This is a genomic window from Pseudomonas sp. TE9122, assembly GCF_056278925.1.
In genome coordinates this window covers 5379277-5395066 of the sequence record NZ_JBWBQI010000001.1, presented here as the reverse complement: position 1 = coordinate 5395066, position 15790 = coordinate 5379277, and the positions used below count along the sequence as shown (strand labels likewise).

The 15790-nt window shown below is 61.4% G+C and carries 12 protein-coding genes; 9 read left to right on the top strand and 3 right to left on the bottom strand.

What is annotated here, in order from left to right:
* Positions 1-66 precede the first annotated feature (66 nt).
* Together ACZ9BE_RS24410 and ACZ9BE_RS24405 are read left to right on the top strand one after the other, a co-directional pair.
* Positions 67-1251 (top strand): DUF3142 domain-containing protein, encoded by a 1185-nt coding sequence (locus tag ACZ9BE_RS24410; protein WP_375122909.1) that lies wholly within the window; start codon positions 67-69, stop codon positions 1249-1251.
* Positions 1238-3373, top strand: coding sequence for a hypothetical protein (locus tag ACZ9BE_RS24405; protein WP_476250027.1), 2136 nt, complete (start codon positions 1238-1240; stop codon positions 3371-3373). The genes ACZ9BE_RS24410 and ACZ9BE_RS24405 overlap by 14 nt, the downstream gene beginning before the upstream one ends.
* Here the strand turns inward: ACZ9BE_RS24405 and ACZ9BE_RS24400 are convergent.
* Positions 3370-3999: a LysE family translocator gene (locus ACZ9BE_RS24400; protein ID WP_476250026.1), complete on the bottom strand. Its 630-nt coding sequence runs from the start codon at positions 3997-3999 to the stop codon at positions 3370-3372. The two genes, ACZ9BE_RS24405 and ACZ9BE_RS24400, sit on opposite strands and share 4 nt — an antisense overlap.
* A 146-nt stretch (positions 4000-4145) precedes the next feature.
* On the opposite strand from ACZ9BE_RS24400, the gene ACZ9BE_RS24395 reads away from it, so the two are divergent.
* Positions 4146-4619 (top strand): Lrp/AsnC family transcriptional regulator, encoded by a 474-nt coding sequence (locus ACZ9BE_RS24395; RefSeq protein WP_024014870.1) that lies wholly within the window; start codon positions 4146-4148, stop codon positions 4617-4619.
* Between the two features lie 99 nt (positions 4620-4718).
* Here ACZ9BE_RS24395 and lpdA read toward each other — a convergent pair whose 3' ends face one another.
* Positions 4719-6119, bottom strand: coding sequence for a dihydrolipoyl dehydrogenase (lpdA, locus tag ACZ9BE_RS24390; protein WP_016772429.1), 1401 nt, complete (start codon positions 6117-6119; stop codon positions 4719-4721).
* Between the two features lie 210 nt (positions 6120-6329).
* Between lpdA and hflK (ACZ9BE_RS24385) the strand changes: the two genes are divergently transcribed.
* The 5 genes from hflK (ACZ9BE_RS24385) (at position 6330) to cfaB (ending at position 13634) form a co-directional block, all read left to right on the top strand.
* Positions 6330-8291 (top strand): protease modulator HflK, encoded by a 1962-nt coding sequence (hflK, locus tag ACZ9BE_RS24385; RefSeq protein ID WP_150637238.1) that lies wholly within the window; start codon positions 6330-6332, stop codon positions 8289-8291.
* Positions 8288-9316, top strand: coding sequence for a protease modulator HflC (gene hflC, locus ACZ9BE_RS24380; RefSeq protein WP_252885058.1), 1029 nt, complete (start codon positions 8288-8290; stop codon positions 9314-9316). The genes hflK (ACZ9BE_RS24385) and hflC overlap by 4 nt, the downstream gene beginning before the upstream one ends.
* Positions 9313-10362 carry a protease modulator HflK gene (gene hflK, locus ACZ9BE_RS24375; protein ID WP_476250025.1) on the top strand — a complete coding sequence of 350 codons (1050 nt, stop codon included), beginning with the start codon at positions 9313-9315 and terminating at the stop codon, positions 10360-10362. Before hflC ends, hflK (ACZ9BE_RS24375) begins: the two co-directional genes overlap by 4 nt.
* Positions 10359-12269 (top strand): heavy metal translocating P-type ATPase, encoded by a 1911-nt coding sequence (locus tag ACZ9BE_RS24370; RefSeq protein WP_375122903.1) that lies wholly within the window; start codon positions 10359-10361, stop codon positions 12267-12269. Before hflK (ACZ9BE_RS24375) ends, ACZ9BE_RS24370 begins: the two co-directional genes overlap by 4 nt.
* 177 nt (positions 12270-12446) lie before the next feature.
* A complete protein-coding gene (cfaB, locus tag ACZ9BE_RS24365) occupies positions 12447-13634 on the top strand; it encodes a C17 cyclopropane fatty acid synthase CfaB (RefSeq protein WP_476250024.1) in 1188 nt (395 codons plus the stop codon).
* 10 nt (positions 13635-13644) lie between these two features.
* On the opposite strand, the gene cls is transcribed toward cfaB, so the two are convergent.
* Positions 13645-15084: a cardiolipin synthase gene (cls, locus tag ACZ9BE_RS24360; protein WP_476250023.1), complete on the bottom strand. Its 1440-nt coding sequence runs from the start codon at positions 15082-15084 to the stop codon at positions 13645-13647.
* Between the two features lie 131 nt (positions 15085-15215).
* Here cls and ACZ9BE_RS24355 point away from each other — a divergent pair, with 131 nt between their 5' ends.
* Positions 15216-15734 carry a DUF3617 domain-containing protein gene (locus ACZ9BE_RS24355; protein WP_016772436.1) on the top strand — a complete coding sequence of 173 codons (519 nt, stop codon included), beginning with the start codon at positions 15216-15218 and terminating at the stop codon, positions 15732-15734.
* The last annotated feature ends 56 nt before the right edge of the window (positions 15735-15790 follow it).

Genomic DNA, 15790 nt, shown 5'->3' with positions numbered 1-15790 from the left:
ACTCGTCAGCTCCTACACGGTTTTTGTGTAACCTTGCAGCCCTGTGGTTTCAGGGATTTTCAAGGTATGCGGTTGATTGTGTGTCTGTTCCTTGGCGTCTTGCTGGCAGGTTGCGAGCAACACGTCGCGCCGGCCCTCGACCAGCAACTCTACGTCTGGCAGCGCCAATGGACACCGGCGCATGAACCGGCATTGCGTGACAGTCGCGATGATTTCTCGACGCTGCGCGTACTGGCATTGCAGGCCTTTCCCTGCGAGCGGTGGAGCAGGGCGCGGGTTGATCCAGCCTTGTTGAGAGCCGATGGCCGGCCGTTGATTGCAGTGATTCGCCTTGATGGTCAGCTGCAATCACTGGACCAGCAGCAGGTCACCGCGCAGATTCTGCAAGTCATCGCCGATTGGCAGGCGCAGGGCCTCACGTTGAGCGGCGTCGAGATCGATCACGACGCCGGTACAGCACGGCTGCATGCGTATGCCCAATTGCTCAAAGATCTGCGCGCGACCTTGCCGCCATCGTTGCCTTTGAGCATCACCGCACTGCCGGCCTGGCTCGACAGCGCGCACTTGCCGGCGCTGTTGCAGAGCGTCGACAGCAGCGTGCTGCAAGTCCACGCCGTGAGCGATCCGCGACTGGGTCTTTTCGACGCCAGGCAGGCGTTGAAGTGGGCCAAGGCCTGGGCACATGTCAGCGACAAACCGTTCTATCTGGCGCTGCCGGCCTACGGCGTTGCGCTGTTGAGCGATGATGGTGGCGCGCCGGTAGTGGAAAGCGAAGTGCAACTGGAGCGCGGCGGGCAGCGCCGGGAATTGCTCGCCGATCCGCAGCAACTAAGCCAATTGGCCAAAACCTTGCGCGAGGATCCGCCTGAGCATCTGGCCGGGTTGATCTGGTTTCGCTTGCCGCTGACCAACGATCGTCGCGCCTGGAGCCTGACTACTTTGCGCGCCGTGGCGCGGGGCGATGGGCTGAACAGTCAGTTGCGCTTGTCATTCAAAGAGCAGGGTGGACTCTATGACATCCTGCTCGATAACCGCGGCAATCTCGACAGCCCGTGGCCCGCGCAAATTACGCTCAAGGCGCAGGATTGTGCAGGCGCTGATGCGCTCGCCGGTTACTCGTTGCAACAAAGTGCCAATCTGCTTACCTTCACCCGCCTGCGTGACGGCCGCTTGCCGGCGGGCGGGCAGCGCGCTGTCGGTTGGGCGCGTTGTGCACATATTGATCAAGGAGGTTCGCATGTTGACCCGTAACTGGCCCCGCCATCTGCTCTGCCTGAGCCTCAGCCTGCCGCTGGGTTCGGCGCTGGCCTGCGGCCCGGACTTCCCGATGCGCCTGCTCGACAACCGCGCGCAGACCTTGGCCGATTTGCCCGAGGGCAGCTTCAGCTTCGAAATCAGTCGCCTGGGTAAAACCATTGCCGGGCTGAAAAACGTCACCGCAGCGACCCATAACCCCAACGACTATGCCGAAGACAACGCGTCAGAGCTGGCGCGCGAACAGGCTGAGCAGGTGGGCCTGAGCGCTGAGCAATACGCCGTGGTCAAGCGACTGCGCGGGCTCAGCGATGCGCGTCAGGCCGAGGAGCAGGGCGCCAGTCTGCCGGCGGAAATACGTTTGTACGTCGCCGGCGCGGTGGCCTTTGCCACCGGTGATCATCAATTGGCCAGTGAGTATTTCAACAAGGTGCTGGCCCTGCCGGCAGACCAGCGTCCGTTGCGCAGCACGTGGGCGGCGTATTCCCTGGGGCGCATCGCCTTCGCCATGAGCAACGGGGCGCACGACCGCATCGAAGCGCTGGAGCAGGCGCGCGATGCCTTTCGCCAAGCCCGGCAACTGAGCATCGACGGCTTCAGCGATCCGCTGGAACTGGGCGTTGCCAGCCTCGGTGAAGAGGCGCGGGCGTTGCGCAGCGCGGGCGACTGGAGCGGCGCCATCGAACTGTACGAAGCACAGAACCTGCACGGTTCGGCCGTCGGTTACACCTCGCTCAAGCAACTGATGAACGAACTGGCCGAGTTGCCGGAATCTCAACTGGCCAAACTGCTGCAGCAGCCAGCGGTGCAGCAACTGGTCACGGCGTCGCTGGTCAGCCGCCAGGGCTGGTCTTTCGGTGAGCAGCCGCCGAATGAAAAGAAACTCGTCACACTCCTGCAAAACAGCACCCGTGGCAGCCTCGACAATGCCGATCGACTGGCGGCGATGAGTTATCAACAGGGCGACTACGCGTCTGCCAAGGCCTTTCTGGTAAACGCCGGGGACGGCGGACTGGCCTGGTGGCTGCGGGCAAAACTGGCAGTGCGTGACGGCGACACGACTGCCGCTGCCGCCGCCTACGCCAAAGCCGCCCAGGCCTTTCCGCAGAACGAAGACTGGGGTTATCGCCGCACGCCGGACTGGGCGTTTGAAACGGTACAGCCAAAATGCCGGGTCGAGGGCGAAAGCGCGATCCTGGCGCTGCAACGCGGCGAATACCTTCAGGCGTTCGTGCAGCTGTATCGCAGCAACAGCCTTTACTGGTTCGATGCCGCCACCGTTGCCGAGCGGGTGCTGACGGTCGATGAGCTCAAGCGGTACGTCGATGAGAACGTGCCGGCGCCGCCGCCATTGACGCAGCAAGAGCGCGATAACTATGTGCCGCTGTCGGTGGCCGCCAATCTGCGCAATCTGCTCGGTCGGCGCTTGCTGCGTGAGGGACATTACGAGGAAGCGGTCGGTTATTTCGCCAGTGACGATCTGCAGCACAAGGCCCGGCTCTATGGCGAGCAACGGCTCAAGGCCGAGTCGGCGTGGTGGCCGAGCAAACGCGCCAGTGCGTTGTACAACGCCGCGTGGACAGCCCGGGAGTGGGGCATGGACATCCTCGGTTATGAGATGGCGCCTGATTACGCCACCTTCGGCGGCAATTACACGCTGGAGAGCATGAAGCTGGATGTCGGCCCGCTGATTTCCACGGCGGAAGTGCAGCGCCAGCAGGCCAGCGCCGCGCAACCGGATCAGCGTTATCACTATCGTTTCGTCGCCACGGCACTGGCCAGTCGCGCCGCCGATAACCTGCCGCACACCAGTCAGGCGTTTGCCGCCGTGTTGTGCAATGCCGCCGGCTGGAACAGCAGCCTTGAGGACCAGAGTGCGCTGTATCAGCGCTACGTCAAGGAAGGCCCTTATGTGCCGTGGGCGCAAGACTTCGGCAATCAATGCCCGTATCCGGACTTCGAAAATGCCGACAAGCGCTACGTCACCCAGGTGACCGACGCCGTGCGTGAAACACTGCGGCCGTACAAGTGGCCGGTGCAGATCGGCGCGGTGCTGCTGGTCGCTGTTGCTGCGTTAATGCTGATTACCCGTCGTCAGCGCAAGGTGCGCAAAGGCTAGGCCTGTTGAATAAAACCCAGGCGTACGGCGAAGCCAATCAACAGGCTGCCGAACAGCCATTGCTGAATGCGCTGGGCGGTTGGACTGTGTTGCAGCCAACGGCCCAGTGCCGCGCCGGTCAGGGCAACCACGCTGTCGAACAGCAGACCGACGGCGACCAGCACCATGCCAAGCACGGCAAACTGGCTCAATACCGGCGCGCCGTGACTGACGATGAATTGCGGCAGCAGCACCGAGCAGAACAGCAACGCCTTGGGATTGAGCAGGTTGGTCAGCAAGCCGCGACGGATCGCATCGCGCCACTGGCCGGGAGCAGGTGCCTGCTCTTGGTTTTGCAGACGCGGTACCAGCGAGCTGCGCAAACACTGGATACCGATCCACAACAGATAGGCCGCGCCAGCGATGCGTACCACGTCAAACGTCCACGGCGCCGTTTTGAACAGCGCCGCCAGCCCCAGTGCCGCCAAGGCAACGTGACAGGCGCGGGCGATGGCCAGGCCCAGTGCGGTGGCCAGCGCCGCACCGCGACCTTGCCGAGCACCGGTTTGCAATAGCAGGATCATGTCCGGTCCCGGCAGTAGCAGAACCACAGCCAGCGTCAGAATAAACAGCCACAGACTTGCCACATCACACCCCGTTTTCGATGTCGATTTTCTCGCGCCAGTCTAGAGCGAGACGGCAGGGCAGGTGCTTGCGTAGTCGGCTTCAATTGTTCACAGCTTTGGCATAACCTGCTGGATTTCAACCGTCAGACTATCGGGATCTGCCAAAGATGAAACTCGACGCTTATGACCGCAAGATTCTCGCCGCGCTGCAGCGCAACGGGCGCCTGAGCAATGTCGAGCTGGCGGAAGAAATCGGACTGTCGGCTTCACCGTGCCTGCGCCGGGTGCGCATGCTGGAAGAGGCGGGGGTGATTCGAGGCTACCAGGCCAATCTGGATCGCGATGAAGTCGGGCTGGGGCTGACGGTGTTTGTCGGGGTCAAGGTCGAGCGGCACAACGAAGAACGCGCCGAGGCTTTTTATGCCGCCGTCACTGCACTGCCCGAGGTGGTCTCGGCGTTTCTGGTGTCCGGCGAATCGGACTTTTTGTTGCAGGTAGTGGTGCCTGACTTGCGCGCTTATGACCGCTTTGTCAGCGCGCACCTGCTGAAACTGCCGGGGGTGAGCGATATTCGCAGCAACTTTGCCATTCACACGGTGAAAGCGCCGGGGGCGTTGCCGTTAGGCCATCTGCCGCTGTAGACCGGGTGGCGCCATTCGCGAGCAGGCTCGCTCCCACGGGGGAACGCATTCCAAAGTGGGAGCGAGCCTGCTCGCGAAGACGGCGGCAAGGTTTGGAACCTACATCTGCGTCGCCATCCCCTCGACATTCATCGCTGCCTGACGCAACGCTTCCGAACGCGTCGGGTGCGGATGGCAGGTAAGGGCAATGTCCTCGGCCGAGGCGCTGAACTCCATCGCCACACAGAACTCGCCGATCATCTCGCTCACGCTCGGCCCGACCAGGTGCACGCCGAGGACTTCGTCCGTGCGCTCGTCGGCGAGGACTTTGGCGAAGCCTTCTGTCTCGTGATTGATCTTCGCCCGGCTGTTGGCAGTGAAGGGAAACTTGCCGACCTTGTAGGCACGGCCCTCGGCCTTGAGCTGTTCTTCGGTCTGACCGACGCTGGCCAGCTCCGGCTGGGTGTAGATGACGTTGGGGATCAGCGCGTAATTGACCTCGCCGGCCTTGCCGTGGATCTGCTCGACGCAGGCCATGGCTTCGTCTTCAGCCTTGTGCGCGAGCATCGGCCCCGACGTGACGTCGCCGATCACCCAGACCCCGGCGGCTTCGGTGCGATGTTGCTTGTTGGCGAGCATGCCGCGTTTGTCGGTACTCAGGCCGACGTTCTCCAGCCCCAGGCCTTGGGTGTACGGGCGGCGCCCGATGGCTACCAACACATAGTCGGCTTCGATCAGCTCAGCCGTGCCACCGGCGGCAGGCTCGACGCTAAGCTGCACGCCTGTGGCGGAGCTGGTGGCACTGGTGACCTTCGAGCTCAGTTTGAAGGCGATGCCTTGCTTGCTCAACGCGCGCTGCAAGGTCTTGCCGGCCTCGCCATCGACGCCGGGGCAGATACGATCAAGGTATTCGACCACGGTGACCTGCGCGCCGAGTCGGCGCCATACCGAACCCAGCTCCAGGCCGATCACCCCGGCACCAATGACCACCAGATGTTTGGGTACCTCACTCAATGACAGCGCGCCGGTGGAATCGAGGATGCGCTGGTTGTCGATCTCGACGCCGGGCAGGGGAGTGGGCTCGGAGCCGGTGGCAATGATGATGTCCTTGGCGCTGAGCTCGCTCTTGTTGCCTTGGGCGTCGGTCACTGTCACTTTGCCCGGGCCATCGATATGGCCCCAGCCCTTGATCCAGTCGACCTTGTTCTTGCGAAACAGAAATTCGATGCCCTTGGTCAGGCCGGCGACGCTTTCGTCCTTCTGCTTCATCATCTGCGCGAGGTTCAGCGTCGGTTTGACCTCGATGCCGAGATTGGCGAACTCTGTCCCCACCGCAGCGGCGTACAGCTCCGACGCGTGCAGCAAGGCTTTGGACGGCATGCAGCCGACGTTCAGACAGGTGCCGCCGAGGGTTGCACGTCCTTCGACGCAAGCGGCCTTGAGCCCGAGCTGACCGGCGCGGATCGCTGCGTTATAACCGCCGGGGCCACCGCCCAGAATTACCACGTCATAGTTGCTCATGCGCTTGCTCCAGATTGCTCGATGGGGATAGCCAAGATTAGTTGCGATAAAGATTATGTGCGTAATATGAGCTTCGTCGAACATTTCGGTCAAGGCTTCAGGCAAGCGACAGCTGCGGCATCTTTGAATAGATGCAATTGTGTACGAATATTTCACAGTGTCCGTTATATCGTAACGCTATGAACGCTGAGCCTACATTTTCGGGGTGTTATGCAAGTCGATCTTGAGTTGGAAGCCACGCCAGTCACCGGGCTGCCGCGCTTTCAGCAGGCAGCCGCGCAGTCACGCAAATTGCGTCGGTTGGCGTATGGACTCGGCGCAGTGGCCGCGTCGGGCTGGGTGCTGGCGTTTTTCGTCGGCCTGTTTGCGCCGCAGTCCCTGTGGTTATCGTTATTGGTCAATCAGAGCGCGGCGTTGCTGGTACTGGTCGCCGGGTTGCAATCGGCGTGGTGGGTGACGCAATGGCGCGCGCGGGTGATGCATCCGCCCGCCTCGCAATCGACCGTCGTGGAAGAGGGCGGCGCAGCCGAGGGCTGGTACGAAAGGCTTCTGGAGCGCTTGAGTCAGCAGAGCCGCCATGTGCTTGGACAAATCGGCGCGCCGACGTTGTGGCTCGGCGGTTGGGCGTTGCTGGTTCTGCTTGGTATTGAGCAGGTGTGGAATCTCACGTTGCCTGCGGCGGCCTTGGGGCTGTCGGCGAGCATCGGTGCGGCATTGGCGTTGTTGCTGGCGTTTGCCCTGCTGGTGCTGGAGCGGCAACTGGCGCAGGTACCGCCGGCGCAATGGCCGGAAGCGGCTGCGCTGGCACAACTGACCCGGGCGGTGATCATCACCCTGTTGATCGGTGCGCTGTGTCTGTTGTTTGCCAGCGAAAGCGCAGTCTGGCCGGTACGCGTGGCGGTGCTCAGCGCAGTCCTGCCAATGTTGGTTACCGTCGAACTGTTGTTGCGCGCGGTGCTGTCTGTTTTCAGCCCGCGCCGCGAACAACTCGAACCGACCCTGCTGGCGCGCAGTTTTATCGCCGATATGCTGCGTTGGCCGCCGCAGCCGTGGCTGGCGTTACAGCATGAAATGCACAACCGTTTCGGCATCGATTTGCGCCAGATCTGGGCCTTCAGTTACATTCGCCGGGCGTTGTTGCCGGTGTTGGCAGTGGTCGCCCTTTGCGGTTGGCTGCTGACCGGCGTACATGAAATTCCCCTGCAAGGTCGCGGCATCTATGAGCGCTTCGGTAAACCGGTACAGGTTTTCGGCCCGGGTTTGCATAGCGGGTTGCCTTGGCCATTGGGGCGTGTGATCTCCGTTGAAAACGGCGTGGTCCATGAACTGGCAACCAGTGTCGGCGACAAGCCAGTCGCCGTGCAGTCCGACTCCGCTGAAGGCCCGGCGCCGCTGACCGCCAACCGTTTGTGGGACGCCAGCCACGTCAATGACAAATCCCAGGTCATCGCCAGCAGCCGCGGCGCGCAACAGGGCCTGCAAATCGTCAACATGGACGTGCGCTTCGTTTATCGCATCGGTTTGAACGACGAGGCGGCACTCGCCGCGACTTATAACAGCGCCGATGTACCGACGCTGATTCGCAGCACCGCCAGCCGCATCCTGGTTCACGATTTTGCCTCGCGCACCCTCGACGGTCTGCTCGGCGACGACAGGGCAGGGCTGGCCGAGGAAATCGGTCGCTCGGTGCAAAGCGATCTGAACAGATTGAACAGTGGTGTAGAGATCCTTGCCACAGTTGTCGAAGCGATTCATCCGCCGGCCGGCGCGGCGAATGCCTATCACAGTGTGCAAGCGGCGCAGATCGGCGCGCAGGCGTTGATCGCTCGCGAACGCGGGGCGGCTGCGCAGGCCACTAACGAGGCGCAGTTGCAGGCGAGCACGGCGCGGGATCAGGCAACGGCCAATGCGCGGGAGATCAATGCCGCCGCGCAGACCGCCGACCTGAAATTCAGCGCTGAACAGAAAGCTTTCGCCAGTGCTGGCCAGGCGTTCGTGCTGGAGCAATACCTCAGCCAGCTCAGTCAGGGCTTGAGTAAAGGCAGGTTGCTGGTGCTCGACCATCGACTTGGCGGGAGCGCAAATGCGCCAACCATCGATCTGCGTACTTTCGCACTGCCGACTGATCCGTCGTCCCCCCGCACCACCGCTCAACCAGGAGCCACCCATTGAGCCAGTCGCCTGTTCATGACGTTCACGACCACAGCGGCCACGACCACGGCCACGGCGGGCATCACCATCATCATCACGGCGAGGTGCCAGAAGCCGGACCAATTCCATGGCGGCGTGTGGCCTGGGCTGCGTTGCTGGTGGCGTTTGCCATTGCCGCCGCGAGTCTGGTGCAGGTGCGCTCCGGCGAAGCCACGGTCATCACGCGTTTCGGAAATCCGTCGCGGGTATTGCTTGATCCCGGTTTGAGCTGGCGCTGGCCTGCGCCGTTCGAAGCGGCGATTCCAGTGGACTTGCGTCTACGTACCACCTCAAGTGGTTTGCAGGACGTCGGCACCAAGGACGGTTTGCGCATCATCGTTCAGGCCTACGTGGCGTGGCAGGTGCAGGGTGATCCTGAACATGTGCAGCGTTTCATGCGTGCCGTGCAGAATCAGCCGGATGAAGCGGCGCGGCAGATTCGCACCTTTGTCGGCTCGGCACTGGAGACCACGGCCAGCAGTTTCGATCTGGCCAATCTGGTCAACACTGATGCCAAACAAGTACGCATCGGCGATTTTGAAGCGCAGTTGCGTCAGCAGATCGACCAACAGTTGCTCGCCACTTATGGCGTGCGCGTGGTGCAGGTCGGTATCGAGCGGCTGACTCTGCCCTCGGTCACGCTCAGCGCAACCGTCGATCGCATGCGCGCCGAGCGTGAAACCATTGCTACGGAACGTACAGCGATCGGCAAACGCGAAGCGGCGCAAATTCGCTCCGCCGCCGAGCGCGATGCGCGAATCGTCCAGGCTGATGCAACGGTGAAAGCCGCTGACATTGAAGCGCAATCGCGAGTCGAGGCTGCGCAGATTTATGGTCGCGCCTACGCCAGCTCGCCGCAGCTTTACAACCTGCTGCGCTCGCTCGATACCCTCGGCACCATTGTCACACCGGAAACCAAACTGATTCTGCGCACCGATGCTGCGCCGTTCCGTGTGTTGGTCGACGGCCCACCGACTCTCGACAAAAAAGTCGGATCGCAGCCATGAGCGAAGAAGTTCCACGTGGAACACATGCGTTCAGCAGTCCGTGGATTCAGGCCGGCCGTCTGACCTTCATCGCCTTGTATGCGATCACTGTTTTGGCCGCATTAGCATGGGCGGTCTCGAATGTCCGGCAGATTGATCCGCAAAACCGCGCAGTAGTACTGCACTTTGGCGCGCTTGATCGCGTTCAGAATGCCGGGCTGTTATGGGCGTGGCCGCAACCCTTTGAGCAGGTGATTCTGTTGCCGGCGGCTGATCGGGTGATCGAGCGTCGAGTGGAAAATCTGTTGCGCAGTGACGAGGCGCTGAAGGCTGACCGGGTGGCGTCCTTCGCTACGCCATTGAGCGATGCACTTGCCGGGTCTGGTTATTTATTGACCGGTGACGCCGGCGTAGTGCAACTGGACGTGCGAGTGTTTTACCAAGTCTCCGATCCCTATGCGTTCGTGTTACAGGGCGAACATGTGCTACCAGCGCTCGATCGCTTGGTGACGCGCAGCGCCGTAGCCCTGACCGCCGCGCGAGATCTCGACACCATTCTGGTCGCTCGCCCGGAATTGATCGGCGCCGACAATCAGGCAGCCGAGCGCCGTGAGCGATTGCGCGGTGATCTGGTGCAAGGCATCAACGCGCGTCTTGCTGAACTGAAGGCGAGCGGGCAGGGCATCGGTATCGAGGTGTCGCGGGTCGATGTGCAATCGAGTCTGCCGGAGCCAGCGATCACTGCTTTCAATGCGGTTCTGACGGCCAGTCAGCAGGCTGACAAAGCAGTGGCTAACGCGCGCACCGATGCCGAGAAACTTGCCCAGTCCGCCAACGAACAGGCAGACCGCACGCTCCAGGTGGCTCACGCGCAGGCAGGCGAGCGTCTTGCAAAAGCCTCAACCGATACCGCAACCGTCATGAGTCTGGCCAAGTCTGCCGACCCGCAAATGCTCCTGCGTCTGTATCGCGAGCGCATACCGAAGATCCTCGGTCAGGCCGGGTCGGTCACCACCGTCAATCCGAAAGACGATTCCCGGTTGATCATTCAAGGAGCCAGTCAATGACCGCGACCACCGCTGCTCCAAGTCTGTTGTCCTCGGCCGAACAACGTCGCGCCGCGCGCCAATTGACCCTGGCGATGCTTGCGCTCGGGCTGCTGGGTCTGGGGCTGGTCTGGCGCTGGATACTCCCGGAGCAAATCGGTGTCAGCCAACTGCTGCTGGGTTTCGCTTCTTTGCTCGTAGCGGTTCCGGTAATGCGTTCGGCCTGGTACAGCCTGCGTTATCCAAGCCTGCACGGCATTACCGATCAATTGATTGCGCTGGCCATGCTCGGTGCCTGGGCGACCGGTGATCTGCTCACTGCGGCGTTGTTGCCGATCATCATGATCTTCGGCCATGTGCTGGAAGAGCGGAGCGTCATCGGTTCTCAGGAAGCGATCAATGCGCTTGGCCGGCTGACCCGCAGCCATGCGCGCAAGCTGCAAGCGGACGGTTCGATCATCGAAGTGGACAACCGCACGCTCAGTGCTGGCGATATTGTCGAGGTGCGGGCCGGTGATCGGGTGCCGGCGGACGGTCGGGTATTGTCCGGCCAGGCGAGTCTCGATACGGCGTCGATTACCGGTGAATCGGTACCGGTGGAAGCGGGCGTGGGCATGCTGGTGTTCGGCGGCGCGATCAACCTCGATGGATTGCTGCGCGTCGAAGTCACCCGCATCGGCGACGAATCCACCTTGGGCAAAGTCATCGCCCTGATGCAAAACGCCGAGCGCTCGAAACCGCCGATCACGCGATTGCTCGAACGCTATGCCGGCAGTTACATGGTGCTGGTCTTGTTGCTGGCGGCGGTGACCTGGTTCGTCACCCATGATGCACAGGCGATGCTCGCGGTGCTGGTGGCGGCGTGTCCGTGTGCGTTGGTGCTGTCGGCGCCGGCCACGGCGATTGCCGGTGTCGCCGTCGCCGCGCGCCACGGGATTCTGATTCGCAGCTCGGCGTTCCTCGAAGAACTTGCCGATCTGACCTCGCTGGTGGTCGACAAGACCGGCACGCTGACTTACGGCACGTTGCGTTTGCAGTCGATCGACAGCCTCAGTGTGGACACTAAAGAAGTGCAGGCGCTGGCCGCCAGTCTTGGCGCGGCGAGCAGTCATCCGGTGAGCCGGGCACTCGCCGGGATGGCCGATCAGGAAGCCTATTGGCCTCTGACCAAAATCCATGAGCGCCAAGGCTTGGGCGTAGTGGCGACGACAGAGAAGGGCGAAGCTGCGCTCGGTCGTCCAGAGTTGTTCGCGCAACTGGGCATCACAACGCCCCTCGTTCCTGAACACGATGGCCCGATTGCCGGCCTGGCTTTGAACGGTGAATTCCTCGCCTGGCTGCTGCTAGCAGACAGCATCAAACCGGAAGCGCGCTTTGCCTTGAGCGAATTGCGCGAACTGGGGCTGGGACGCCAACTCCTGTTGACCGGTGATCGTCAGAGCGTTGCCCTAACCCTGGCGCAGGAAGTCGGGCTGAACGAAGTGCAGGCGCAAGCGCTACCGGAGGACAAACTCAATCGCGTGCTCAAGGAAATCGATCACGGCTTCCGCCCGATGGTGGTCGGTGACGGCATCAACGATTCACTCGCGCTCAAGGCCGGCGTGGTCGGCGTGGCGATGGGCGCTGGCGGGGCCGATATTGCGCTGGCTTCAGCGGACATTGTGTTGATCGGCAGCGATTTGCGCCGCCTCGGTACCTGCGTGCGCTTGAGTCGTCAGTGCCGGCGTACTTTGCAGGTCAATGTGATCATCGGTCTGGGCTGGACCCTGGCGATCGTGGTCTTCGCGGCTTTCGGTTGGCTTGGCGCGGCCGGGGCGATGATCGCGGCGCTGCTGCATAACCTGAGTACCTTATTGGTGTTGGGCAACGCCGGACGTTTGCTGCGCTTTCAGGAGCCATTGCTCCGGCTCGACCCTCAGGCTAAATGAAAGAAAATTCATCGAACCGCCGAGTGCACAGGCAGTCATCTATCGTAAGGCACGCCGCCTGTGGCGTTCAGCCGATGTGCCGATCACGATAGACAAGGCCGATCGAATCGATAGCCTGCTATTTTTCAAGGTTGGTCTACCCTCAGATCAGACGTCTGAAACAAGGGGGGATTTTCCATGCTTGCGCAACTTCCACCGGCCTTACAGAATCTGCAGTTACCGCTTCGCCTGCGACTCTGGGACGGCCACGAGTTCAATCTGGGGCCGACGCCCAGCGTAACCATCGTGGTCAAGGACCCGCAGATGGTCACTCAATTCACCCACCCCAGCCTGGATGCGCTGGGTGCGGCGTTCGTCGAAGGCAAACTGGAACTGGAGGGCTCGATCAGCGAGGTCATCCGGGTTTGCGATGAGTTGAGCAATGCGCTGCTCGACGAAGACGAAGACAGTCAGCCGGTGCGCGCGCAACACGACAAGGACACCGACGCCAAAGCCATCTCCTACCACTACGACCTGTCGAATGCGTTCTACCAGCTCTGGCTGGACAGCGACATGGCGTATTCCTGTGCCTATTTCGAAACCGGCAGCGAAACCCTCGAACAGGCTCAGCAAGCCAAATTCCGCCATCTGTGCCGCAAGCTACGCTTGCAGCCGGGCGAATATCTGCTGGATGTCGGTTGTGGTTGGGGTGGTCTGGCGCGATATGCGGCGCGAGAGTTTGGCGTCAAAGTGTTTGGTATTACCTTGAGCAAGGAACAATTGGCCCTGGCGCAGGAGCGAGTCAAAGCCGAAGGGCTGGACGATCAGGTCGAACTGCAATTGCTCGACTATCGCGATTTGCCCCAGGACGTCCGCTTCGACAAGGTTGTCAGCGTCGGCATGTTCGAACACGTCGGACACGCCAATCTCGCCGAATACTGCAAAACCCTGTTTGGTGCGGTGAAGGAGGGCGGCCTGGTAATGAACCACGGCATTACCGCCAAGCACACCGACGGCCGCCCGGTTGGACGCGGCGCAGGCAACTTCATCGAAAAATACGTGTTTCCCAACGGCGAGTTACCGCATCTGGCGATGATCTCTGCCGAAATCAGTGAAGCGGGACTGGAAATTGTCGATGTCGAAAGCCTGCGCCTGCATTACGCGCGCACGCTCGATCACTGGAGCGAGCGACTGGAGGACAACCTCGAAGCTGCGGCGAAACTGGTGCCTGAGCAAGCACTGCGTATCTGGCGTCTGTATCTGGCCGGTTGCGCTTATGCCTTCGCGCGGGGCTGGATCAATCTGCATCAGATCCTCGCTGTGAAAGCGCATCCGGATGGCAGCCACGAGCTGCCTTGGACCCGCGACGACATCTACCACCCCTGAAGCGGGGCGCTCAGAGAATCGGCGAAATCAGCCGGGCGATCCGCATGCCGACCTGTTGCAGGCGGTGGATCTCCCGGCTTTCTTCTTTGGCCACCTCATCGGCCTGGGCGAAATCGTCATTGAGCATGTGTTCCACGGCGGCGGCGAACTCACTGTCGACGGTCAGCAACATCACTTCGAAATTCAGGCGGAACGAGCGATTGTCCAGGTTGGCGCTGCCGATGGCGCTGATTTCGCTGTCGATCAACACCACTTTCTGGTGCAGAAAACCCGGTCGATAACGGAACACCCTAACGCCGGCCCGTACCGCTTCAAAGGCATACAGGCTTGAGGCGGCGTAGACAATGCGGTGATCAGGCCGTGACGGCAACAGCAGGCGCACATCGACACCACGCAAAACCGCCAGCCTCAATGCCGCGAACACCGCTTCGTCCGGGACAAAGTAAGGGCTGGTGATCCATACGCGTTGCGTTGCTGCGTGAATGGCTTCGACGAAAAACAGCGAGCAGGTTTCGTAGGCGTCCGCCGGGCCGCTGGCGAGCAATTGGCAAAGCACGCCATCCTCCGGGTACGTATCCGGAAGGATCAACGGCGGCAGAGTGCGAGTAGCCCAGAACCAGTCTTCCGCGAACGATTCCTGCATGCAGGCCACCACCGGCCCGCGGACTTTGACGTGGGTGTCACGCCACGGCGCCAATGGTGGCTTCTCACCCATGTATTCATCGCCGACGTTATGCCCGCCGACAAAGCCGACTACGCCATCGACTACAACGATTTTGCGGTGGTTGCGAAAGTTGACCTGAAAGCGGTTGAGCCAGCCGCTGCGCGTGGCAAAGGCTTTGACCTCGACGCCGGCGTCACGCAGCGCCTGCACGTAATGATGGGGCAGGGCATGGCTGCCAATGCGGTCATAGAGCAAATGAATCGACACGCCTTCGGCGGCTTTCTGCAACAGCAAATCACGCAAGCGCTGGCCGAGCCGGTCGTCGTGAATGATGAAGAACTGGACCAGCACTGCTTGCCTGGCTTGTTCGATCGCCTGAAATATCGCATCGAAGGTTGCAGTGCCGTTCACCAGCAGTTGCACCTCGTTGTTCGCCAGGCACGGCATGCGCCCCAGTTTCGGCATCGCGCGCAGTGAGGCGTAGGCACTCGAAGCGCGAGCGGCCAGGGCTTCCTCCACCCACGGACGCCAGTTCAGTTCGGAAATGGCCAGGCGCATCTGCTCGTTGGCCTGGCGCCGGGCCTTGATGTAGCCATCGAAGGTGCTGCGACCAAATACCAGATATGGAATAAGCGTGAAGTAGGGAATGAAGATCAACGACAATGCCCAGGCGATCGAGCCTTGCGCTGTGCGCACGGTGAGCACCGCATGGATCGCAGCGATCGAACCGAGTGTGTGCAACAGGGCGATCAGGTAACCGAAAATGTGCGGTCCGAAAAAATCCATGGGGCAGCCTTGCTCCGCGAGATGCAATGCTTAACAGACCATGTTCTGCGGCGATTGTCTCTATTTAATCGGCGCATGAACCGACACAATCGGCCGGCGTCTAACGGCCACAACTGATCAGGAGTTACTCGATGAACGTTCGTCTGCTGGGTTTGGCGCTGGGCCTGGGTTTGGCATTACCGGTGGTTGCGCAGGCACAAATGCTGCAGCCGGGGTTGTGGGAAATGTCTTCGAGCAATCTGAAGGTCGATGATCAGGCCATGGACGTGCAATCGATCCTTGGCCAGATTCAAGGCCAGATCACCCCGCAGCAGCGCGCTGCGCTCGAGAAAAACGGCATCAATATTGGCGGCAAGGGGATCCGTGCCTGCCTGACGCCGCAGCAGGTGGCAACCAACGATATCCCGCTGGCCGATCCGCAATCGGGCTGCAAACAGCAGATCACCGAGCGCACCGGCAACCAGTGGAAATTCCGCTTCAGCTGCCCGAAAGCCCAAGGCACCGGTGTGGCGACATTCCTCAGTGACCGCGAATTCACCACCGTTGCCAATGGCACCTTCAACGCCATCGGCATCAACCAGAAGGGCAGTCTGGAAACCCGGGCAGTGTGGCTCGGCCAGGATTGCGGTACGGTAAAACCCCGCGCTTAAAACCTCCGACTCCCACAGCTGGAACCCATTCCAACTGTGGGAGCGAGCGTGCTCGC